The sequence below is a fragment of the Nesterenkonia sp. LB17 genome, from assembly GCF_022565915.1.
Lineage (GTDB): Bacteria > Actinomycetota > Actinomycetes > Actinomycetales > Micrococcaceae > Nesterenkonia.
In genome coordinates, this window is sequence record NZ_JAJOYX010000004.1 from 198,525 (window position 1) to 221,182 (window position 22,658).

General features: G+C 68.4%; 20 protein-coding genes. 14 read left to right on the top strand and 6 right to left on the bottom strand.

From position 1 onward, the window contains the following. The first annotated feature begins 28 nt into the window (after nucleotides 1-28). Both madL and madM read left to right on the top strand, forming a co-directional pair. Complete coding sequence (gene madL / locus LTH96_RS10880; protein WP_241465751.1) at nucleotides 29-430, top strand: malonate transporter subunit MadL; 402 nt, start codon at nucleotides 29-31, stop codon at nucleotides 428-430. Nucleotide 431: 1 nt separating this feature from the next. After that, on the top strand, nucleotides 432-1,193 hold the full coding sequence (gene madM, locus LTH96_RS10885) for a malonate transporter subunit MadM (protein WP_241465753.1): 762 nt from the start codon (nucleotides 432-434) through the stop codon (nucleotides 1,191-1,193). Between the two features lie 89 nt (nucleotides 1,194-1,282). Here the strand turns inward: madM and LTH96_RS10890 are convergent, their stop codons facing one another. Together LTH96_RS10890 and LTH96_RS10895 are read right to left on the bottom strand one after the other, a co-directional pair. Continuing rightward, complete coding sequence (locus tag LTH96_RS10890; protein ID WP_241465754.1) at nucleotides 1,283-2,374, bottom strand: MinD/ParA family protein; 1,092 nt, start codon at nucleotides 2,372-2,374, stop codon at nucleotides 1,283-1,285. 287 nt (nucleotides 2,375-2,661) lie between these two features. Continuing rightward, a complete protein-coding gene (locus LTH96_RS10895; RefSeq protein WP_241465755.1) occupies nucleotides 2,662-5,883 on the bottom strand; it encodes a beta-phosphoglucomutase family hydrolase in 3,222 nt (1,073 codons plus the stop codon). Between the two features lie 168 nt (nucleotides 5,884-6,051). Between LTH96_RS10895 and LTH96_RS10900 the strand changes: the two genes are divergently transcribed. The 5 genes from LTH96_RS10900 to LTH96_RS10920 all read left to right on the top strand — a co-directional run bounded on the left by LTH96_RS10900 (nucleotide 6,052) and on the right by LTH96_RS10920 (nucleotide 10,709). Next, complete coding sequence (locus LTH96_RS10900; RefSeq protein ID WP_241465756.1) at nucleotides 6,052-6,996, top strand: acyl-CoA thioesterase; 945 nt, start codon at nucleotides 6,052-6,054, stop codon at nucleotides 6,994-6,996. Nucleotides 6,997-7,029: 33 nt separating this feature from the next. Then, entirely contained in the window at nucleotides 7,030-8,130 is a 1,101-nt protein-coding gene (locus LTH96_RS10905; RefSeq protein WP_241465757.1) for a type II CAAX prenyl endopeptidase Rce1 family protein, read from the top strand. A 52-nt stretch (nucleotides 8,131-8,182) separates the two neighbouring features. Then, nucleotides 8,183-9,544 (top strand): MATE family efflux transporter, encoded by a 1,362-nt coding sequence (locus LTH96_RS10910; protein WP_241465759.1) that lies wholly within the window; start codon nucleotides 8,183-8,185, stop codon nucleotides 9,542-9,544. Nucleotides 9,545-9,611: 67 nt separating this feature from the next. Next, nucleotides 9,612-10,181, top strand: a complete 570-nt coding sequence (locus LTH96_RS10915; protein WP_241465760.1) for a hypothetical protein — start codon at nucleotides 9,612-9,614, stop codon at nucleotides 10,179-10,181. Nucleotides 10,182-10,295: 114 nt separating this feature from the next. After that, entirely contained in the window at nucleotides 10,296-10,709 is a 414-nt protein-coding gene (locus tag LTH96_RS10920; protein ID WP_241465761.1) for a hypothetical protein, read from the top strand. Between the two features lie 243 nt (nucleotides 10,710-10,952). Here the strand turns inward: LTH96_RS10920 and LTH96_RS10925 are convergent, their stop codons facing one another. Continuing rightward, on the bottom strand, nucleotides 10,953-11,786 hold the full coding sequence (locus tag LTH96_RS10925) for a CGNR zinc finger domain-containing protein (protein WP_241465763.1): 834 nt from the start codon (nucleotides 11,784-11,786) through the stop codon (nucleotides 10,953-10,955). A gap of 130 nt (nucleotides 11,787-11,916) precedes the next feature. Then, nucleotides 11,917-12,453 carry a dimethyladenosine transferase gene (locus LTH96_RS10930; RefSeq protein WP_241465765.1) on the bottom strand — a complete coding sequence of 179 codons (537 nt, stop codon included), beginning with the start codon at nucleotides 12,451-12,453 and terminating at the stop codon, nucleotides 11,917-11,919. A gap of 102 nt (nucleotides 12,454-12,555) precedes the next feature. On the opposite strand from LTH96_RS10930, the gene LTH96_RS10935 reads away from it, so the two are divergent. Together LTH96_RS10935 and LTH96_RS10940 are read left to right on the top strand one after the other, a co-directional pair. Beyond that, nucleotides 12,556-13,815: a hypothetical protein gene (locus LTH96_RS10935; protein WP_241465766.1), complete on the top strand. Its 1,260-nt coding sequence runs from the start codon at nucleotides 12,556-12,558 to the stop codon at nucleotides 13,813-13,815. Then, nucleotides 13,812-15,365, top strand: coding sequence for an NAD(P)/FAD-dependent oxidoreductase (locus LTH96_RS10940; protein WP_241465767.1), 1,554 nt, complete (start codon nucleotides 13,812-13,814; stop codon nucleotides 15,363-15,365). The genes LTH96_RS10935 and LTH96_RS10940 overlap by 4 nt, the downstream gene beginning before the upstream one ends. A 54-nt stretch (nucleotides 15,366-15,419) precedes the next feature. Here LTH96_RS10940 and LTH96_RS10945 read toward each other — a convergent pair whose 3' ends face one another. After that, nucleotides 15,420-16,115: a LysE/ArgO family amino acid transporter gene (locus LTH96_RS10945; protein WP_241465768.1), complete on the bottom strand. Its 696-nt coding sequence runs from the start codon at nucleotides 16,113-16,115 to the stop codon at nucleotides 15,420-15,422. Between the two features lie 93 nt (nucleotides 16,116-16,208). On the opposite strand from LTH96_RS10945, the gene LTH96_RS10950 reads away from it, so the two are divergent. The 3 genes from LTH96_RS10950 to LTH96_RS10960 all read left to right on the top strand — a co-directional run bounded on the left by LTH96_RS10950 (nucleotide 16,209) and on the right by LTH96_RS10960 (nucleotide 19,538). Beyond that, nucleotides 16,209-17,102 (top strand): ArgP/LysG family DNA-binding transcriptional regulator, encoded by an 894-nt coding sequence (locus tag LTH96_RS10950; RefSeq protein ID WP_241465770.1) that lies wholly within the window; start codon nucleotides 16,209-16,211, stop codon nucleotides 17,100-17,102. Between the two features lie 123 nt (nucleotides 17,103-17,225). After that, nucleotides 17,226-18,299 carry an LLM class flavin-dependent oxidoreductase gene (locus LTH96_RS10955; protein ID WP_241465772.1) on the top strand — a complete coding sequence of 358 codons (1,074 nt, stop codon included), beginning with the start codon at nucleotides 17,226-17,228 and terminating at the stop codon, nucleotides 18,297-18,299. Nucleotides 18,300-18,371: 72 nt separating this feature from the next. Beyond that, a complete protein-coding gene (locus tag LTH96_RS10960; protein ID WP_241465774.1) occupies nucleotides 18,372-19,538 on the top strand; it encodes a hypothetical protein in 1,167 nt (388 codons plus the stop codon). 28 nt (nucleotides 19,539-19,566) lie between these two features. On the opposite strand, the gene LTH96_RS10965 is transcribed toward LTH96_RS10960, so the two are convergent. Further along, nucleotides 19,567-20,106: a small multi-drug export protein gene (locus LTH96_RS10965; protein ID WP_241465775.1), complete on the bottom strand. Its 540-nt coding sequence runs from the start codon at nucleotides 20,104-20,106 to the stop codon at nucleotides 19,567-19,569. Between the two features lie 118 nt (nucleotides 20,107-20,224). Here LTH96_RS10965 and LTH96_RS10970 point away from each other — a divergent pair, with 118 nt between their 5' ends. Further along, nucleotides 20,225-20,836, top strand: coding sequence for a TetR family transcriptional regulator (locus LTH96_RS10970; RefSeq protein ID WP_241465776.1), 612 nt, complete (start codon nucleotides 20,225-20,227; stop codon nucleotides 20,834-20,836). Then, a complete protein-coding gene (locus LTH96_RS10975; RefSeq protein ID WP_241465777.1) occupies nucleotides 20,833-22,470 on the top strand; it encodes an MDR family MFS transporter in 1,638 nt (545 codons plus the stop codon). Before LTH96_RS10970 ends, LTH96_RS10975 begins: the two co-directional genes overlap by 4 nt. Nucleotides 22,471-22,658 lie beyond the last annotated feature (188 nt).

Consider the following 22,658-nt stretch of genomic DNA (forward strand, 5'->3'; position numbering starts at 1 on the left):
AACTTCAACCGCAAGTCAGGAGTAGACGATGGTTCTCTATGGAGTCGCAGCGCTGGCGCTGTGCTTGCTCGTGGGAAAGCTGATCGGTGACGCCCTCGGGGTCGCAGTAGGGGTCGACGCCAATGTCGGCGGGGTGGGCTTCGCCATGATCCTGCTCGTCGTGGCCACCGACAGGCTGCGCAAACGAGGCCTGTTCCCCAAGCCGACCGAACAGGGCGTGCTGTTCTGGTCCGCCCTGTACATCCCGATCGTGATCGCCATGGCGGCCACCCAGAACGTCGCCGACGCGATCGGCGGCGGACCGATGGCAGCGCTCGCCGGTCTCGGCGCGCTCACCGCAGGTGCAGCGCTGGTGCCGGTGATCTCGCGCATCGGAGGACAGTCTGAACCGCTGCCCGCGATGACCGAGGCAGAGAAGCAGGAGGCCTGAGATGGACATCATTGCTGATGTGCTCGAACGCAACGGACTGCTCTTCGCCTTCGTGGTGGTCGGCGCGCTGATGATGATCTCGGGCTGGCTGTCCAAGACGCTGACCCGAGGACGCCTGCAGGGCTCCGCCATCGCCATCATGCTCGGCCTGGTGCTCGCCTACTTCGGCGGCATCAACACCGGAGGCGAGGCCGGCATGGCCGATATCGCCATCTTCAGCGGCCTGGGCCTGATGGGCGGCGCGATGCTGCGCGACTTCGCCATCGTGGCCACCGCCTACGGCGTGGACCTGGATGAGATCAAGAAGGCCGGCGCCGCCGGCGGGCTGGCCCTGCTGGCAGGCATCGTCGTCTCCTTCGTGGTGGGCGCCGCGGTGGCCGCCGCGTTCGGCTACACCGACCCCGAATCGATGGCGACCATCGGATCCGGGGCCGCGACCTACATCGTGGGACCGGTCACCGGCACCGCGGTGGGCGCCAGCTCCGAGGTGATCGCACTCTCGGTGGCCGCCGGCCTGATCAAGGCCGTGGTGGTCATGGTGGGCACTCCGATGATCGCGCCGTTCATCGGGCTGAACAACCCGAAGTCGGCGATGGCCTACGGCGGGCTGATGGGCACCACCTCGGGAGTGGCCGGCGGACTCGCCGCCACGGACAAGCGGCTGGTCCCGTACGGGGCGATGACCGCGACCTTCTACACCGGACTCGGCGCCCTGCTGGGCCCCTCGGTCTTCTACTTCACCCTGGTCGGCCTCTTCGGCTGATCGACCTCTGCAACACAGACGACGGCGGCCGCGCACCTGGAACCAGGTGGGCGGCCGCCGTCGTCGTGCTTGAAGCTCTACCGCGAAAGCTACTTGTACCCGTCCACCATGGCAGCGGCGATGTTCATGTACGCCCGGCGGGTCTCCGCCTGGAGCATGTCCAGGTTGATCCGGTCCCCGTCCACCACGGCGCGGTCGAAGGGCACCACCACCAGCTTGCCGCAGTAGCCGCGCAGGCTCTCCTGGATGGCCTGCTTGTCCACCCGGTCTGAGACGCGCTCCTTGTCGGTGATCACCACGATGGATTCCCGGGCCAGCTGCTGATAACCGTGGTTCGCCAGCCAGTTCAGCGTCTGCAGCGCGCGCTGGGCCCCGGAGACCGCGAAGCCCGCGGCGATGACGATGTTGTCCGCGGTGTGCAGGATCCCCTCCATGGCGTTGTGGGTGACCCCGGTCCCGCAGTCGGTGACGACCACCGAATAGTACTTCGCGAACTCCGCATGGATCCTGCGCCATTCCTCGGCGGTGAGGCTGTCCGAGAGGGCCGGGTCCTGCTCCCCGGCGAGCACGTGCAGCCGCCCGGCCTGCTGCAGGTACCCCTGCAGCGCGGTCAGCGAGTTGACGTGGTCGAGGTTCTCCAGCAGATCGGTGATGCTCGGCGGCTGGTGCGCCTGGGTGGCACGTTCGCCCAGGGCGCGCTCCACCAGGTCCCCGGAATCCGGGTTGGCGTCGATGGCGCAGGGGATGTCGCCGCGGTGGTGCGCCAGGGTCATGCCGATCCCCACCGTGGTGGAGGTCTTTCCGATGCCGCCCTTGAGCGAGAGCACGGCGGTGTTGTGACTGCCCTGCAGCGGCCGGGCGATCCGCTCGATCAGCTCCTGCTCCTGGAGCTCCTTCTGGCTGGGCCCGATGTTGATCACCCCGCCCGTGGCCGTATAGAGGAATCTGCGCAGTCCGCCCTGCGGCTTCTCCGGCGCCACGGCGATGAAGGGTCGTCCCGCTTCGGCGAGACGACGGCGCTCAGCCCGGGTCGGAAGGTCCCTGGCGTCGGTGCCGAGCTGTGGCGGGGCGATCACCTCAGGGGCGAGGTCGGCGCCGCCGGGGTGCTCGGCCGGACTTCGTGACTCGGCCGGACTTCGTGACTCAGCCGGACTCTGTGACTCAGCCGGACTCTGTTTCATGGGAACCCTCCTGTTCAAGGATGAGACGCCTGAGGACTCCCTGCCCGCGCATTCTGCTGGACCCTGTGCCGCATAGTGCAAGCAGGCTGCGGCGTGGTTTGAACAGTTGCACAAACGCAGTAGAACCTGTCCATACAATACGGGATCTCGTGGTTTCCGGAAGGGGTCCGAGGAGGATTTCTGGTCTGCTGAACATGCCCGGGACGTCGCGAAGAACGACGACGGCCCACCCGGGAGAACCGGGTGGGCCGACGTCTTCGTTCCTCGTGTTCTGTATTCCCAGCGGCTCAGACCTCGGCGGGCTGGCGCTGATGCACTCGTGCGGAGTGCGCCAGCTTCACCGTCCAGGTCTCACCCGGGGCCATGGTCTTCGGGGTGCCCTCGACGTTGACGTCGATCGGCTCGGCCGAGCCCTCGGAGAGCTTGAGCTCGACGACCTCGTGGTTGATCGAGACCACGATGGGCTGGTTGCGGTAGCGCATCCGGAAGGTCAGCGCGGGCAGCTCATCGGGCAGCAGCGGGTGCAGCCACAGCGCGTCGGCGCGGGTCTCCACGCCGCCATAGCAGCGCAGCACCATGTCCACGGTGCCCGCCATCGCGCCCAGGTGCACGCCCTCGCGGGTGGTGCCGCCCTGGGTGTCGGCGAGGTCGGCCTCCAGCGCCTCCTTGAACAGGTTCCAGGAGCCGGAGCGGTCGAACCGGGCCGCCACCCAGCCGTGGACCAGCCGGGAGAGCGTGGAGCCGTGGGAAGACCGGGCCAGGTAGTACTCGACCGTGCGGCCGAAGTCTTCCATGGAGAGCTCATAGCCCATGTGGTTCAGCGTCTCGATGAGCTCATCGGCGGAGAAGATGTAGCAGAGCATGAGCACGTCGGCCTGCTTGGAGAGCTTGTACCGGTTGGTCGAGTCACCTTCGGCCTGCAGGATCAGGTCCAGCCGCCCGATGTTGCCGTATCTGGCGCGGTAGCCCTCCCAGTCGAACTCCTCCAGCGCCTCGTAGCCCTCGAACTGGCTGATCACGTTGTCCTCGTGGAAGGGAACGTGCAGCCGCTTGGCGATGTGCTCCCAGTGGTCCAGCTCGTCTTCGAAGATGTCGAGCCATTCCGAGAGCGGATCGTCGCGGCCGTCGAGATCGCGCACCAGTCGTGAGGTGTGGCGCAGCATCCAGGAGGTCAGCACGTTGGTGTACGCGTTGTCGCGCAGACCCGTGCCGGGCGCCTCGGCGGTGCCGTCGTGGTATTCGTCGGGGCCCATCACGCCGTCGATGCTGAACCGGTCGGACTCGGCGTCGTAGGTGGTCATGGACACGAAGAACCGGGAGATCTCCACCAGGATCTCAGCCCCATAGTCGGCCAGGAAGGTGTAGTCCTGCGTGGTCTCGAAGTACTGCAGCACCGAGTAGGCGATGGCCAGGGAGACGTGGCGCTGACGGTGGGAGTTGTCCGGCATCCACATTCCGGAGCGCGGGTTCCACAGCTCGCTGGGGGTCTCCTCGCGGCCGTCAGAGCCGGCCTGCCAGGGGAACATGGCGCCGTCGTAGCCCTCACTGCGGGCCATCGCGCGGGCCTCGCTGAGCCGCCGGTAGCGGTAGAGCAGCAGCCCACGGGTCAGTTCGGGTCGGCGCAGGGTGAGCATCGGGTACATGAACATCTCGTCCCAGAAGAGATGTCCGCGGTAGCCCTCGCCGGTGAGCCCGCGCGCGGGCAGGGTCGCGTCCAGATCGTGGCGGGCGCCGAAGGCGGTCTGCAGCACGTGGAAGGTGTGCAGGTTCAGCGCCATCTGCTGGCGGGAGGGGTTCGCCCCGATGGAGACGGCGAAGCGGTGCCAGAGCACGCCCCACATCTCCTCGTGGTAGGTCAGCATGGTGCGGAAGCTCGAGGCCCGCTGGACCTTCTTGACCGCGTTGTGCCACACGGTGGAGATCGCCTGGTCGTGGGAGTTCGAGACCGCCGCGATCTTCTCCAGGATCACCGGCCTGCCGGATTCCAGCGCCAGCGAGATGTCGTGGCCTGCGACGAGTTCACCCTCGTGGATCGCCCGACGCATCGGGTTGCTGGACCCGGAGGTGGTCACGGAGGTGCGGGTCGCCAGGGCGATGCGCACCTCGGACTGGTTCGTCTGGGTCTCCAGCAGCACCGTCTCGCCGTCGACCTCGCGGGACTGCACCGGATCCAGGTGGTTGCCGGCGAGCTCGCGGTCGGCGTCGACGTTGCGGTTGGCCACCCGGCCGTCGATCATCGAGCGCACATTGACGTTGCCGGACCAGTTCTCGGCCTCGATCTTCATCTCCAGCGCGGCGATCTGCACGCCGGCCAGGGACTGGAACTGGCGCATGGTCACCTTGGTGCGGCGTCCATGGAGGTCCTGATAGCGGGCGATCCTGGTGGCCACACCGCGGCGCATGTCGAGTTCCTGGTGGTAGTGGATCAGCTCGGGGGAGCCCGGCAGCAGCGGGGTGCCGGCATCCGGGGTCACCTGCAGGAAGGTCCAGTCCGGCACATTGACCATGTGCTCGGTCTCCACGGTCTTGCCCATCAGGTCGGTCTTGAGCCGGTTGAACACCCCGGCGATGTAGCTGCCCGGGTAGTGGGTGGCGTCCGCCGCGGTGCCCGGGTAGTGCCCGCGGGTGCCCCAGTAGCCGTTGGCCATCGCCATCAGGACCTCGCGGGTGGGTTCCAGCTTCGGATCGAAGCCGTCATAGGAGAGCACCCAGTCCGAGTCATAGGGGCGGGTGGTGCGGGAGGAGAGGTTCATCACGGCGAGATCGGTGATCACGACGTCGGCGCCGGCCTCCTTCAGCCGGGCCGGGTCATCGCCGCGGTTGAGCCCCACGACCATGCCGAAGTCCCCGGCGCGTCCGGCCTGGACCCCTGAGGCCGCATCCTCGACCACGATGGTGTCCTGGGGCTCCACGCGCAGCAGCTCTGCGGCGTGGAGGAACATATGCGGGTTGGGCTTGCCCGGCAGGCCCAGCTCCAACGCGTCGGAGCCGTCGACGATCACGGTGAACGCGTCGAGCAGCCCGGCGATGGTGAGCACCTCGCGGCCATTGCGCGAGGAGGTCACCAGGGCGGTGGGGATCCCGTCCTTGCGCAGCTGTTCGATCAGTTCCACGGTGGTGTGAAAGACCTCCACACCGTCCCTGGCGAGCACGGATTCGAAGTAGCCCTGCTTGCGCGCGGCGAGCCCGTTCACCGTCAGCCTGTCGGGGGCATCATCGAGGCTGCCCTCGGGCACGTCGAGATTGCGTGCGTTCAGCAGCGACCGCACGCCGTCCTCGCGGGGTCGGCCGTCGACGAAGTTCAGGTAGTCCTCTTCGGTGAACTCCGGCTGCGGGGAGCCGGCGATCTCCGGCAGAGCCGTGTCGAAGAGTTCCTTCCATGCGCGCGTGTGCACCCCGGCGGTGTCGGTGACGACCCCGTCCATATCGAAGATCACGGCACGGAAATGACGCAGCGCGTGGCGTTTAGCTTCGGCGCTGTGTCGGAACGGATTCTCAAAGGGGTGCATATCTGCCTCACGCTGAGATGGTTCTAGGGTCGGATGGCGGCCCAATGACGGGGGCGTCTCCGATTGGGCACGGTGCCCCATCCTAGGTCTCTAGGGTCCACGATATACACCCGCGCGGTGACCACCTATGGCGCGGGTCTCGCACGCGGGGGTGCTAGCGTCGTGGTCATGGCGCGGCGAAGCAGCATCGAACTGACATTTCGAGAGGTGGCGGGCACCTCCCCGGACTCCTTCGTGGCCGCTGGCACGGTGGTGGACTGGATCGACAAGACCGCCTACGCCTGTGCGGCCTCCTGGACCCGGACCGACTGCGTGACCTCCTATGTGGGAAACATGCACTTCACCGTGCCGGTCCCACGCGAGACTCCGGTCACCGTGCAGGCCCGGGTGGTCCACACCGGGCGCACCTCGGTGCACATCCAGACCCGGGTGCTGATCCGCAAGGATGAGGGCTGGGTGGTCTGCACCGAGTGCTTCATGATCTATGTCGCCGTGGGCGACGACGGCGAGCCCGCTGCCGCCGCCGCCTTCGAGCCGCAGACCGAGCTGGAGCGACGGCGCGACCTCGACGCCTCCCAGCGGATGGTCTACCGCCGGCAGATGGAAGAGACCATCCAGTCCCTGCCCGAGGGCATGGGCAGCTCCGAGGCGCTGACCATGCGCTTCCTCGCCGACACCGACGAGCGGTACCCCGATGGCAAGATCCGGGGCGGCGCGGTGATGAAGTGGATCGACAAGACCGCGGAGATCTGCGCGGAGCGGTACAGCGGCCATGAGGTCGCGGCGGTGCTCACAGGCGGAGTCCGCTTCTACCGGCCGGTGACCGTCGGGGACCTCGTAGAGGTCGACGCCCGGCTGGTGCTCACCGGTTCCAAATCCATGCACGTGCTGGTCCGTGTCCGCGCCGGGGACCGCCGCGAGAAGCACCCCGCGGTGGTGGCCTACGGGCTGCCGGTGATGGTCGCCCCGGACGGCACCGGCTCGGCGCGGACGATCGCCCCCTGGGAGCCGATCACCGACGAGGACCACGCGGTGGCGGCCCAGGCGCGCAAGCTGCGTGACCTGCGCAACGCCACCCTGCTGACGCCCAGCCCCATCACCTCGCAAAACTGACCCGATCACCGCGCAGAACTAAACTGGTACGTGATGACTCAGCCTCCGCATAACCCCTATGGCCATGATCCGCGCTACCCGGCGCCCGATGTCTACGGTCCTCAGCCCGGTCTTCATGGCGGACCGCCGCAGCACTACGGCCAGCCGGTCCACCCCTACGGCGAGCCGCCTCACCAGCACGCCCAATCGCTGCAGCCCGGTCAGCAGCCCGGCCAGCCGCCGCAGGGCGGGTGGCCGCCGGCGTCGCACCCGCCGCGCAAGCGGCAGCGCGACGCCGAGCCTGGCCGCTTCATCTGGGGCGATCTCATCGCGGTGCTGGTCTATGTGATCGTGATGCTCGTCGGCGGCGTGAGCCTGCTGGCCCTGCTGCCGCCCTTCTCCACCATGCTGGGCTCCGGGGTCGAGCAGCAGGAGCAGCAGGCGCTGTTCCTGATCAACGTCATCGGCTACGCGGTGATGGTGGTCATCGCTCTCGCGCTCTCCGCCAAGGCGTTGTGGCGCTCGGTGCGCGCCTTCGGCTACCTGTGGTGGCTGAAGCTGCTGCTGGTGCCCGTGGCCTGGGTGGTCACGCTGATCCTCACCGCCCTGCTGGTGCTGAGCCTGGGCGGGGAGCCGGAGACCTCGGAGAACCAGCTGGCGATCGAGTCCATGCTGGCGTTCGTGCCGTTCCTCGCCGCAGTGCTGGTGATGGGACTGCTGGGCCCCTATGTGGAGGAATACTTCTTCCGCCACCTGCTCATCGGGAAGCTCTCCCGCTATATCAACATCTGGATCTGCGGGGCGATCTCGGTGATCACCTTCCCGCTGCTGCACTTCATCCCGGCGCTGGTGGCGATGCTCGCCAGTCCCGGCGCGGCCACGGACCTCACCGTGGTCTCGGTGGTGCCCTACGTGGTGATGGGCTCGGTGTTCACCGTGGCCTACATCCTCACCGGGCGCTCGCTGGTCTACGCCTGGCTGCTGCACGCCTTCAACAACGTCATGGCGCTGGTGATGGCCTACTTCGTCCAGCCCCAGCTCGAGCAGTTCCTCGAGGACAGCGGGATCGACGACCTCGGCGGTCTGGTCTGGCACACCGGCGCGGTGCTGCGCGTGCTCACCGAGACGACCCTGGCGCTGGCCGGGGGCAAGTGAACCAGCTGCACCTGAGCCGGCGCGCAGGTCACCGGCGCCAGGGTCCGCGCTGATGGCGGCGAGACCGGCACCGGAGTCTGTGCCGTCCCGCGATCCGCGGCCGATGGGCCGGCAGATCCTCGCCCTGGCGGTCCCCGCCCTCGGGGCGCTGGTGGCCGAGCCGCTGTTCCTGCTGGCCGACACCGCGATCATCGGCCGGCTGGGCGTCGACGAGCTCGCCGGAGCGGCGCTGGGGATCACCGTGATGCACACCGTCACCGGACTGATGATCTTCCTGGCCTATTCGACCACCCCGGCGGTGGCGCGCTTCGTCGGCGCCGGTCGGCTCTCCCGGGCGCTCGCCGCGGGCCGCGACGGGCTCTGGCTCGCGGTGATGCTCGGGGCGGTGCTGGCCTTCGCCGGACTGGCGTTCGGTGAGCAGCTGCTCCTGGCCATGGGCAGCTCCGCAGACATGCAGGTCCACGCCTGGAACTACCTGCTCTGGTCGCTGCCCGGGGTCCCGGCGATCCTGCTGGTCTTCGCCGCCGTCGGAATGCTGCGCGGGCTGCAGGACACCAGGACCCCGCTGGTGGTGGCCGCCGTCGGCTTCGGCGCGAACATCGTGCTGAACCTGATCCTGGTGCACCCGCTGGGGCTGGGCACCGCCGGAGCCGCCCTCGGCACCTCCATCGCCCAGTGGGGGATGGCGATCACCTATCTGGTGATGCTGATCCCCAGGATGCGGGCAGCCGGAGTGCCCCTGGGCGTGGACCCCATCGCGCTGCGCCAGGCGGCCAGCGTGGGGTCCTGGATGATGCTGCGCACGGTCTCGCTGCGCGCGGCCATCGTGGCCACGGTCCTGATCGCCACCGATCTCGGACCGCACACCCTCGCCGCGCACCAGGTGGCCTTCACCATCTTCTCCACCCTGGCCTTCGTGCTCGACGCCCTGGCCATCGCCGCGCAGGCACTCATCGGCAAGGAGCTCGGCGCCTCCCGGGTGCAGGAGGCCAAGGCGATGACCCGCACGATGACCCGCTGGGGACTCGGGTTCGGCGTGATCACCGGCGGGCTGATCGCGCTGGCGGCGCCCTTCGCCCCGGCCCTGTTCACCCCGGACGATCGCGTCGCCGCCGGCGTCACCGCCGCGCTGCTGGTCATGGCCGCGGCCCAGCCGCTCGCCGGCTTCGTCTTCGTGCTCGACGGCGTGCTCATGGGCGCCGGCGATGTGCGCTACCTCGCCGTCGTCGGGCTGCTGAACCTCGCGGTGTACCTGCCGCTGCTCTGGTGGATCTCCAGCGCCGGTTTCAGCGGCACCGAGGCGATCGTCTGGCTCTGGGCCGGATTCGCCGTGGTGTTCATGGGTGCCCGCGGGGTCACGCTCGGGGTCCGGGCCTACGGGGAGCGCTGGATGATCGCCGGCGAGCAGCGCTGAGCCGCACCGCTGGGCCGGGCACCCTGCCTGGGTCGGGCCGCCGGGCCGCAGCGGTAGACTCTGCTGCGTGCCTGTGAAGAAGATCCCCGCCGCCACCGCCGAAGAGCTGACCCGACCGGTCTGGCTCCGCGCGGTCATCACCGTGATCTTTGCCGTGGTCGCGATCTTCTGGCAGGAAGAGACCGTCACGCTGTTGAAGATCTCCATCGCCGGGTTCTTCGTGCTCGGCGCCACGGCCGTCTGGGACTACGCCAAGGTCGAGGCGGTGCCGATCAGCCTGCGCGGACCGCTGGCCATGGGCGCCGCGGCCTGGGTGCTCTCCGGGGTCGCTGTGATCTTCGTCAACACCGCCGCCGCGGCCGCCGTGATCGCGGCCATCGGGTTCGCGGCGATGGGCGTGGCCGAGCTCGTCGGAGGATTCAGGGCCCGGCATGACTTCGTCCCGGCGCGGGATCAGATCATCCTGGGTGCCGTGGGCGTGCTCACCGCGCTCGGTCTCGCGATCGGCCTCCAGCTGGACCCCCATGGGATTCTCGGGGTCGCTGGGATGGGCGTGGTCATCATGGCGGTGGTGCTGCTGATCAGCGGCGCCGGACTGCTCCATGACGCCAAACGGGGGCGTGCGTCGACTCAGTGAGTCGCTGAATCGTCGCCGTTCTACTACAGGACGTAGAATTGACCTGGTGGTGCCACGCCGCAGGCGCAGCCCACCCGAGACCAGATACCGATGCTCAGGAACGAGGAACTCCCAGTGGCTGAAGACGATAAGGGGCGCCGATCTCTGCTCGAGACGGTCAAGGCTCCGCTGATCTTCTCCTTCGCCATGGGATTCGTGGCGGGATTCGTCACGCTGATCACCTCCTCCGGCGGCACCGACAACCCGGCACGGCTTGACCTGGGGCTGATCGCGTTCGGGATCGGCTTCATCGCCACGCTGCTGGTGATCTCGATGCTGCACCTGGCCTCGCGGGACAACCCGGAGCACCTCTCGGAGGGCTCGGGTGTGAATCGGAACTCCGAGGAGCTCTACCGCCAGCAGGTGGCGACGCGCCGCGAAAAGGCCCGCCGCAAGAAGGCTGACGAAGCGGCCCAGGCCCGGCGCGATGCCGGGGAGCCCGAGGACGGCGACGAGCCGACCTACGGGCGTCGCGACGACCGCCGCTGATCCTCGACCTCCACCAGGTCTGGCCGCGCTGCCCCCTCAGGAGGGCACTCGACGCTTCGAGGCGCGCTGCGCCCCCAGCGGGCACGCCGTCACATCTCGGATGCTCGAATCTGGGACGCATGAACCCCGCACCCGCCGAGTCCGGCGCAGCAGCACCTTCCTCGGCCGGCCCGGGGTTCATGCCCCCGACTGACAAGCACGTCACAGCCTCCTGTTTTCCGTGACGGTCCCTCAGTCGTGCGGCTACGTCTTGGCCTTCTTCTTCTCCTTCTTCAGCTTCTTCGCTGATTTCTTGTCACGCTTCTCCATCAGCTCATCACGCATCCGGTCGCGGAACTCCTTGGCCGCCCTGGCGGACTGAGAGGTGGGCACTTCGATCTGTGCCGCCTTCTCTGCCGCGCTCGGCTTGACCAGTCGCGGACTGTCCAGCGTGTCCGAATGCGCTACAGCGTGCCGACTCGAGTGTGCGACGGGGGCCGCCGCCTCGGGTGCGGTGGAGAACGTCTTGCGGTGTGCTGCCTGACGGGCCCGGTAGGCCCGCACATGGGCGCGGTTGGCGCAGTTGCCGAAGTCGCAGAACAGCCTCGAGCGATTGCGGGTGAGGTCGATGATGACCGCATCACAGCCTTCGCCCTTGCAGGTGCGCATCCGCGCCGTCTCATCCCGCACCACCAGGTGCTGGATGGCAGTGGCCATACTCGCCGTCATCACATCTGCGAGCTCCTTCGACGCCGGCACCGGCTCAGCGCGGTACTCGCCATCTGAGCCGCGGGCGACCTTCAGTCCCACGCCGCGCAGGAGCTCGTTGAGCACCTGGATCGGGGCGTCGGATTTGATCGGGGTCGCGCTCCAGATCTGCTGGACCTTCTCACGCAGGTGCTGGATCTTCTCCAGCTGCGTCCGGTCAGCGCCGGAGGGTGGCCAGCGCAGGGCCGGATCCCGCGAACTCAGATACTCCTTGAGCTGCGTCACCGTGGTGAGCTGATCCAGACCGGGCGTGGCGCTGCGCAGTCCTTCGCCGGTATTGACCAGGTCGGCTGCCGCTACGAGGGTTCGGTCAGTATCCACATCGAACATGCATCTCCTCTCCCGAGGTCATAGCACCCGGCCGAGATCCGCGGCCTCGCGGCGGCGGGCGCTGGTGTGCCGCTAATGTTAGTCCATGTGGGGTCAGGGCCGGGGGTCCTTCCGCCGGGCTGAAGGACGTTCAGTCGTCAGGGCCGAACCGTTTCTGCAGCCTGGAGAGTGAGGCCTCGATCCCTCGACCGTTGCGGGAGTAGACCTTCGACGCCGTCAGGGCCGCTCGCATGAGTCGGTTCTGAGCACGTGCGTCGTAGGACTCGGTGACCAAGGTGCTGTCCGTGCCCGGCCGGATCGGAGTCATCTCCCAGCGCCACCGGTGCCCTGTGGGCTGGACCCATTCCAGCACCCCCGGTCGCTGCGCCGTCGGCCACTGTGAGGTCAGCACCCGAAGCGGCAGCGTATAGGGGACCCCGAAGACGCGCATCCGGACGCTGAAGCGATCGCCGGTCTTCAGCTGATGCGGCCCGATCGCCTGGCTCTGGACGGTGCCGGATCCGTCGATCTCGTGGTGACGATGCGGATCTGCGACCAGTGCGAAGATCTCCTGCGCCGAGGCGGCGACTTCGGCGCTGAAGGCCACCACGTGGACGCCGCGGTCTACCTGCTCGGGTGGGCGCGGAGCGCTTCGGGGGTCAGATGGTGAGGATGCGGGTGTGCTCATGGGCCTCAAGTCTAGGCCGGCGGTCCTGACAGCAGAGGTCCGTTCGCCGGGAGTTCACCGCACCAGCTTGCAAGAAGCTCCCCCTGCGGCAAGGCTTGGGCTGTGATCAACTCCACCTCCACCCACGGCACAGCTCGCCGGCTCGCGGCGCAGGCCGCGGTGGAGGAAGCCTCCCATCCGGCGGAGACCACCCGTTCCCAGGCTGAGACGCAGGCCCGGCTTCAGGTGCTGATCGAGTCGCGCGCCATCTGGTGCGCCATCGGAGGGGCGCTCATCGGGCTGGGAGCTGGATTCTTCGTCTTCACCGATCATCGGCCGCCGCTGGCCGGAGACGGGTCGATCCAGGTGTATGGATCCATCGTCGGCGGGGTCACCGCCGGGCTCGCCTTCCTGCTGGGCTTCTCGCTGAACACCAGACTGGCCAACATCTGGCTGGGGCAGCGGCCACGGATCCGCCAGGTGATGGACACCTTGGCGCTGCTGGTGGTCCATTCCTCGATCGCGGTGATGGTCGCGCTGGGACTCTTCCGGGTCTTCCAGGAGGCGTTCATCGGGCTGACCGTGGACTACATCGCCGGTGCCGTGCTGCTGGCGATCGTCGGCGGCACTTCGGGGTACTTCAGCTTCAACTCCGGCGCGCGGATCAATGCGTTCACGCTCTCCACGCTGCTTGCGCTCTTCACCGCCTCAGGGGTGCTGGTCTCGATGATCTTCGCCGAGAACCCCTTCTGGTGGCATGTGATGTTCTCCGAGCTGGGCACCGGCCAGGCCGGGCTCACCTCCTTCTGGACCTTCAACACCACGCTGGTGGTCTCCGGGACGATCATCACCACACTCACCGCGTTCATCACCCGCGACCTGGAGATCTGGTCTGACCACATCACCAGCACCCGCGAGCAGGAGCTGCAGCGGCGGCAGGAGGAACGCCGCCGGCGCAGCGGCAGGCTGCCGGTGGGGGCGCGGCTCGCCGCCGCGATGACCCGACACGTCTGGCGGCCGCGGATCGGGATGCTGCGAACGGTGATGATCAGCATGGGCGTCTCGCTCGCCGGGGTCGGACTGGTGCCGATCAGCCTGCACCATGACATCCACGTGGTCTTCACCGCCGGCTTCGGACTGTCCTTCTTGATCTTGCTGATCGGCATGCCCTATCTGCTGCCCGGCTTCCCGCGCACCTTCTACCTGATCAGCTACCTCGCCGCGGCGGCCGTGCTCTTCGCCGTCGCCCTGTGGGAGCCCATCGGCTATTACAACCTGACCTCCCTGGAGCTGATCGGAGCCGCTGTGCTCTTCTCCTGGATGGTCGTTTTCATCCGCAACATCGCCGCCCTGGTCGCCCAGCTGAAAGGTCCCCACACATGAAGCGAGCCGCCGTCGTCGGGTCAGGTCCGAACGGACTGACCGCCGCCTGCCTGCTGGCCCAAGCCGGATGGGAGGTCACCGTCTACGAGGCCGCCGCCGCACCCGGGGGCGCCATGCGCTCGGCCGAGCTCTTCGCCGGGGAGCTCGGCGGCGCGGTGCCCGGCGGGGAGGGCGTGATCAGTGACCTCGGGGCCAGCGTGTTCCCCTTCGGCCCGCCGCCGGTCCCCGGCGTCATGCGCCACGGCCTGGAGTACGTCCACGCCTCGATCCCCGCCGCCCACGGGCTCGACGACGGCGCCCCTCCAGCCCTGCTGGAGACCTCGGTGCGTGCCACCGCCGCCGGGCTCGGCCCCGACGGTGCCGCCTGGACCCGAGTCTTCGGACCGGTGGCCCGGGACTGGGACCAGGTGCTGCGCGCAGGGATGACCCCGATCACCGCGCCGTGGACCAACCTGCAGTCCGACTCGGCAGCGCGTCGACTGCAGTCGCTGCTGCAGATCGGTGCCCGCGGCGCCTGGCCCTCGACCTGGCTGCAGCAGATCTTCGCCGAGGCGCCGGCCAAGGCGCTCTTCGCCGGTCTCGCCGGGCATGCGACCACCGACCTGCGCAGGCCGCTGACCTCAGCCTTCGGGCTGCTGCTGGGGACCGCCGCGCAGGTGACCGGCTGGCCGATGGCGCGCGGAGGCTCCGGCGCGGTGGTGCGCGCCCTGGTCGCGGAGCTTGAATCCCACGGCGGCACCGTGGTCACCGGCCGCCGGATCCTCGGCCTGGAGGATCTGCGTGAGCCCGGCAGCACCGGTCCCGGCGGACACGTCCCCGACGCGGTGCTGCTGGACCTGACTCCGCGCCAGCTGCGCAGCTTCAGCGGCCTGCGGCTGCCGCGCGGATATTCGCGGGCGCTGAGCAGCTGGAACTACGGCACCGGCATCGTGAAGATCGACTATCTGCTCGAGGGTCCGATCCCGTGGCGGCACGAGTCGATGGGCCGGGCCAGCACGGTCCACCTCGGCGGCGGAGCGTCCCAGATGGCGGCTTCGGAGGCCGCCGCTGTGCGCGGCACCCTGCCCGGGCGGCCCTATGTGCTGCTGACCCAGCCCGCCGCCGCCGATCCCTCCCGGACCCCTGATGAGCGGACCGTGGCCTGGGCCTACGCCCATGTCCCCGGCGGGCTCTCCGGGTCTGCGGTGCCCCGCGCCGCGAAGATGATCGAAGCCGAGATCGAAGCTCAGGCCCCCGGGTTCGGTGCGTCGGTGCAGGCACGCAAGCTCTGGAGCCCCGCGGATCTGCAGGAGTGGAACCCGAACCTGGTGGGCGGCTCCATCAGCGCCGGTGCGCCGACGCTGCGACAGTTCCTGGCCCGGCCGGTGCTGCGCGCAGATCCCTACCGGGTGCCCCAGGCCGGTGGCGAGGCGCCGGGAACTCCCGGGCTGGCACGCTCCGGCGGCCCAGGACCCGAGGTCTACCTCTGCTCCGCCTCGACACCTCCGGGCGGAGGCGCCCACGGGATGGCCGGGTTCCACGCGGCCCAGTCAGTTCTGCGCCGGCACTGACCGGGCAGCACTGACTGGGCAGCGCTGACTGGGCAGCGCTGACTGGGCGCGGGATCACAAGCCGCTGAAGGCCAGCAGCCCCGCGACCACGACCATGATGGCACCGACGAAGATGTCGAGCACCTGCCAGGTGCGCGGCCGGTTGAGCCACTTGGAGAGCACCGCCCCGCCGAGGGCCAGCGAGCTGAACCAGACGATCGAGGCGATCACCGCACCGGCGGCGAAGAGCCAGCGCTGATCCCCGAAGGTGTTCGCCATGGTGCCCAGCACCACCATCGTGTCGACCCAGGCGTGCGGATTGAGGATGCTCACGCTGAGCCCGGTGGCGGCGATCGAGGAGATCCGGGTGACCTGGACCTGCTGCGCCTGCTTCACGGCGGTGCCGCCTGCGCCGGAGGAGCCGGGCGCGCCGTCGTCGTCGGCGTCCTGGCTGGAGAGTTCGACATGGACCCCGGGCTTCAGCGCCTGCCCCGCGCGGCGGGCCGAGCGGAAGGAGCGGTAGGCGAACCAGGTCAGGTAGGACACGCCCAGCCAGCGCAGCACCTCCATCAGCCACGGCGCGTGATCGAGCACCGCGCCGACGCCTGCGGTGCCCAGCGCGATCAGCAGGATGTCGCCGAAGACGCAGCAGGCCACCGCCAGCAGCACGCGATCGCGACGCAGGCCCTGGCGCAGCAGCCAGGCGCTCTGCGGGCCGATCGCGACGATGAGGGCCAGGCAGGTCAGGAGTCCGGTGAGGAAGATGGTCATGGCTCCATCTTGGAGTCTGCACCACCATCCGCACCAGCTCAGGATCCTTCACTATCTGAAGTAATGCTTCAGATATGCCGGTAGGCTTGACCCATGAACACTGATCACCTGCGAGCCTTCGTCGCGGCGGTGGATGAGGGGACCTTCGAGTCCGCCGCCGCGCTGCTGCAGATCTCCGGATCCGCCTTCTCCCAGCGGATCAAGGCGCTGGAGAAGGAAGTGGGCCACGTGCTCGTCACCCGCACGGTCCCGGTGGTGCCGACCGAATCCGGGGCGGAGCTGCTGCGGATCGCCCGGCAGACCGTGATGCTGGAGGACGAGGCGCGACGCAGCCTCGGCTTCCACCGGATCCCCGGCGAGGCGGCGCCCACGGTGACCCTCTCTGTGGCGGTGAACGCGGATTCCCTGGCCAGCTGGTTCCTGCGGGTGCTGCAGGAGGCCGCCACCTGGGACGACGTGGAGCTGCACTTCTACGCCGAGGATCAGGAGCACACCCACGAGCTGCTGCGCAACGGCACGGTGGCCGCCGCGGTGGCGGAGAATCCCTCGCCGGTCTCCGGGTGCCGCTCCACCGTGCTGGGGGTCATGCGCTACTGGCCGGTGGCCAGCACCGAGCTGCTGGACCGGCACCGCTCCGCGGCGGGGGTGGTGGACTGGCAGCGGGTCCCGCTGGTGGAATACGGCATCCGGGATTCGCTGCAGCGCACCGGTCTGCGCCGACTTGGGGTCTCCGGAACCCCGACGACCCATATGGTCCCCTCGGTGGAGGCCTATAACGCAGCCGTCGGCTATGGGCTGGGCTGGGGGATGATTCCCGAGTCGATGATGCCGCCCGGGGTGATGGAGGGGACGCACCGGGATCTGGTGATCGTCGAGGAGATCGGACTGCAGGAGACCACCCTGCACTGGCAGCACTGGTCCAGCACCACCTCGGCGATGGATCGACTGACCGCCGCGGTGCGCCGGGCCGCCGCGCGCATGAGCTGAGCGTCCCCGCCCGGAGGTGCTGAGGGTTCCGGCCTTGAGGCGCTGAGCCGCGAGGGATCCAACAACCTCTAAGTCTTTAAAATTTTGAGGAATGGAGCGGGAATGAGTGGTGTTGCACCAGCCATGAGCATCAGCACAGAGCGCCACAGCGACCAGTTCGAACTCGGCCTGCACACCTTCGGAGACGTCACCAAGACCCTCGACGGTGAGCAGGATGTCCCGCAGCCTCAGGTGCTGCGCAATGTCCTGGCAGAGGCCAGGATGGCCGACGCCTCGGGGGTCGACGTCATCGGCATCGGCGAGCACCACCGCCCGGACTATGCGATCTCGGCACCCGATGTGGTGCTCTCCGCGATCGGCGCCGCCACCGAACGGATCAAGCTCACCTCTGCGGTCACCGTGCTCTCCTCCGACGACCCGGTGCGGGTCTACCAGCGCTTCGCCACCATCGACGGGCTCACCAATGGCCGTGCCGAGGTCTCGCTGGGCCGCGGCTCCTTCATCGAGTCCTACCCGCTCTTCGGCTATGACCTCTCCGATTACGAGCAGCTCTTCGAGGAGAAGGTCGAGCTCTTCACCCGGCTGCGCTCCGAGACCGCGATCAGCTGGCAGGGCAGCACCCGCGGCCCGCTGAAGAACCAGGAGATCTACCCCAAGACCGATCACGAGCACGGTCTGCCCACCTGGATCGCCGTGGGCGGCACCCCCAATTCGGTGGTCCGGGCCGCACGGCATGGCCTGGGACTGGAGCTGGCGATCATCGGCGGCGCCCCGGAGCGTTTCCGCCCGCTGGCCCAGCTCTATCAGAAGGCGCTCGATGAGTTTGGTCACAGCGGCAACCGTCGCATCGCCGTTCACTCCCACGGATTCGTGGCGCCCACCGACGAGGAGGCGCTCGACGTCTTCTACCCGTCCTGGGCCGAATCGATGGCGAAGCTCGGCCGTGAGCGCGGCTGGGGCAACGGTCATCCGTCCCGGGCGCAGTTCGAGCAGGAGGTCCACCAGGGAGCCCTGTATGTAGGCTCCCCAGAGACCGTGGCCAAGAAGATCGCGCGCACCCAGAAGCTGCTGGGCAACAGCCGCTTCGGCATGAAGTACGGCAATGCCAGCCTGGCGCACGAACACATGATGAGCGCCGTCGAGCTCTACGGCACCCGGGTCAAACCTCTGGTGCTGGACATGCTCAGCGACTCCTGAGCACGCCGAGGCAGTGTCAGCGCGCCGCGAGCGCGCTGACACTGCCTCGGAGCCGAACGGTACTGTGATGACATGGCATCGCAGGAGACGTACGAAGACACGCATGAGGAACACAGCACGGGAACGGCGCCAGGGGAGCAGGACACGCAGAACCAGGGCCAGGTCGACCAGTACAGCGCAACGGATCTGCCCGTCCGTGACGGCAGCATCGTGGTCTACTCCGACCCCGGCCGCACCTCGCTGCTCGTGCGCAAGATGCTCCAGCAGCCCCAGCGCGGCCGCAACTCCGGCTGGGCGCGCGGCGCAGAGGTCACCCAGGAGCAGGTGCTGATCCCGCTGCGCGATGATGCCACATTGGACCTCGTCGTGGCCAAGCGCTGGGCCCGCGAGGCCGAGGCCGATATGACGGTCATCGTCACCGAGATCCCCCGCATGGCCGGGGAGCGGCCCAAGACGGCGGAGCTGCACTTCGCGGACAGGCTCGCCATCATCTCGCTGCCCGCGCTGGGACCGGCGTTCATCATGCATTCGCTGCGACGGGAGCTGCATCGAGTGGTCACCGCACTGTTGAACGAGTCGGTGGATGCCGCGCGCCAGTACGGCGGCTATTACGCCCATGTCGAGGAGCAGAAGGGCGACGACACGTTCTTCATCTCCCCAGGGATGCTGTTCCCCGGGCGGCTCTGGATGACCTTGGGCATGGTTGCGGCCAACGAGCCGCTCTGGTCCCTGCCCAAACTCTCCGGCGTCTTCGCCGCCGCCGCCGCCACCGGCGCGTTCGGCATCTTCTTCACCACGATCTGGGAGATGGCGAGCTTCCTGCCGCACTGGCGGCTGGCCATCGTCTCGGTGGCCGCGGTCGGCATCGTCAGCGCCTGGCTGATCATCAGCAACCGGCTCTGGGACCGGTCCGCCGTCGTCGGCGGTGCCCGGGAAGCGGCCATGTACAACATCTCCACCGTGGTGAGCCTGCTGACCAGCGTCACCGCGCTGTACTTCGTGCTGTTCGTCTCGATCCTGGTGGTCGGGCTGCTGCTGATCGAACCCGGGTTCATGGCCGACGTCCTCAGGCAGGAGACCGGCTTCATGAACTACGTGGAGATCGCCTGGCTCTCGGCCTCGCTGGGCACCTTCGCCGGCGCCATCGGGGCCAACTTCGACGACAGCGTGAACCTGAAGAACCTCACCCAGGGATCCCGAGAGCTGCAGCGCTACCCCAAGGACGCGGAGCAGCGCTGAGGTGCTTCCGGTCTCTGCGCTGGGCTCCCTAGGCGATGAGGGTGAGTCCCCAGACGGTGAGCAGCGCGAACCCGGCGCCCCAGAGGATGACCGAGACCAGCATCCAGGCCATCACCGCGTGACGTGAGGCGCCGAAGGACACCATCAGCGGGGCCGTGAACTGGCTCGGCAGCGCGAGCGGCCCGAGGATCGAGACCCCTGGCACGCCGAAGCGATCAAAGATCCGCCGGACCTTCTCGCGCTTGGCGGACTTCTCCGGGTCCATCTGCTGCGGGCGCTTGTGCAGGATCGCGGTGCGCACCCAGTGGGCGACGTAGACGACCAGGATCAGCGAGAGCATATTGCCGACGACGGCGGCGATGAGCGCCACCGCCGGGTGCATGCCCGCGAGGATTCCGATCGGAGCTCCGAAGAACGACTCCACAAAGGGAATGGCGGAGACCAGGATGACGCCGAGCCACTGAAGTGCCGCTGGCAGGCCCTGGGTCCAGTTCTGCAGGCCTGCGACCCAGCTGTCCCCGTCCACGGTGGTGGCGACGTCGGTGGCAAGTGTGAGTGATTCGAGCATTGCCTCAGTATTTCGGAGTATCGCCCGGGCTGCGTCAGCCCGAGGGGTGATCCGTGGAGAGTCTTGTCCTCATCTCCTTGCACTTGTGCAAAGTTGTATCGGTGCATAAGATGCACTAGTGCAAGAAAATCTGACGCAGCGCAGGCGCAATCAGCGCGACACCTGGAACGCCATCCACCAGGCCGCCTTCGCCCTGGCCTCGTCCGAGGGACCCGGCGCGGTCACCGTGGATGAGATCTCCGCCAGGGCGGGCGTCTCCCGCCGAACGTTCTTCAACTACTTCCCGGTGAAGGAGGACGCGGTGCTGGGGACCCGGTCAGCGGAGCTGGACCCGGCCGTCGTCGAACGCTTCCATGCCTCCACCGAGGATGAACTCACCCGCGTGGTGCATCTCTTCGTGTCCGTGGTGCGCACCTGCCTGCCCGAGGAGACCGCCGCGCAGCGCCGGGCGATCATCGCGGAGCACCCGCAGCTGCGCGCCAGGCTCGCCGAGCTGCTCGCGCAGGTGGAGCGGCTCGTGTATTCGGCCGTGCACGCCGAGGCAGACCAGGGCGGGATGCACCTGCCCGAGGGAGCAGGCACCCACGCCTTCGAGGCGCTGCTCGCGCTCGCCGGCGGCATCACCAAGTTCGCCTTCACCCGTTATCACGAGGCCGGCGCGGAGAGCCTGGATCCCTTCATCAGCGAGAGCATCGCCCTGTTCAGACAAGTCGTGGAGACCACCCGATGACCAGCCCCGAGACCTCTTCGACGCCGAAGCTCACCCCGCCGTCCGAGGCGAGTGCCACCGCCGAGGCGAGTGCCACGGCCGAGGCCGCGGCGCCCAACGGTGCTGCGGAGCCCGACGCGGCCGGCGCCGACGCCAGCTCCCCGCCCGAGACCGGACACCTGAAGTGGATCTTCAGCGCCCTGATCCTCGCCATGCTGATGGCCGCACTGGGTCAGACCGTGCTGGCCACCGCGCTGCCGACCATCGTCGGTGAGCTCGACGGCGTGGAGCACATGGCCTGGGTGATCACCGCGTTCATCCTCGCCTCGACGGTGATGATGCCGGTCTACGGCAAGCTCGGAGACATGTTCGGGCGCAAGCCGCTGTTCATCTTCGCGATCATCGCCTTCGTCATCGGCTCCGCACTTGGGGGCGCGGCGGACAGCATGGCCCAGCTCGTCGGGGCCCGGGTGATCCAGGGGATCGGCGGCGGTGGACTGATGATCCTCTCCCAGGCGACCATCGCCGACGTCGTCCCGGCGCGGGAGCGCGGCCGCTATATGGGCGTGATGGGCGGGGTCTTCGCATTCGCCTCGGTCGCCGGGCCGCTGCTGGGCGGCTGGCTCACCGACGGTCCAGGCTGGCGCTGGACGCTGTGGATGAACGTGCCGCTCGGCGCGCTCGCGCTGATCGGGATCGTGCTGCTGCTGAAGCTGCCGCCGCGACCCCCCGAGGCGCGCGGCCGGATCGACGTGTGGGGGATGGCGCTGCTGGGAGTGGCCACCACCGCCGTCGTGCTGATCGCGACCTGGGGCGGGGGAGAGTTCGCCTGGACCTCGCCGATGATCCTGGGCCTGCTCGCCGCGATGGTCGTCTCGGGGCTGCTCTTCACCTGGATCGAATACCGGACCCCCGAACCGATCCTGCCGCTGATGCTCTTCCGCAACCGCAACTTCGTGCTCACCATGGTCGCCGGACTGATCACCGGTGTGGCGATGTTCGGCGCGCTGGGATATATGCCCACCTACCTGCAGATGGTCACCGGCTACACCCCGGCCCAGGCGGGGATGCTGATGATCCCGATGATGGGCACGCTGCTGGTGGCCTCGGTCGTCGTCGGCCGCAGGGTGAGCAAGTCCGGGCGGTATAAGCGCACGATGGTGGTGGGCAGCGTGATCACCGCGCTGGGCCTGGGGCTGCTCTCCACGGTCAGCGCCGACTCCCCGGTGATCCTCGAATGCCTCTACCTCGGCGTGCTCGGGCTCGGGCTGGGCTGCACGATGCAGCTGCTGACCCTGGTCGCGCAGAACTCCTTCGCGCTGCGCCATGTGGGCACCGCGACGGCGGGACAGAACTACTTCCGCCAGGTCGGGGCCACGCTGGGCGCGGCCGTGATCGGCTCGCTCTTCGCGACCCGGCTCACCGAGATGCTCACCGAACGGCTGCCCGCCGACGCCGCCGGCGGGGTGGGCGCGAACTCGCTGACCCCGGAGCTGGTGCGCGGGCTGCCGGACTCGATCCAGGCGGTGGTCGTGGAGTCCTATAACGAGGCGCTGGTGCCGCTGTTCCTCTGGATGGTGCCGCTGGCGCTGATCGCCACCGTGATGCTGCTCTTCGTGGAGGAGAAGCCGCTGGCCACGACGCTGGACCGTTGAAGCAGGCGCTCCTTGCGCCGCCGCGTTTCATCTACTGGGCGATTTGAGGGAGTTTCCGGGTGGCGGATTCCAGCGGTCGTTGCAACAACAGCGGTTTCAACTGGTGGTGAGTAAGTCTCTCATCGCTTCTGCTGGGGTCCGCCAGTCCAGGGTCTTCCTCGGGCGTCCATTGAGGAGATATGCCACGT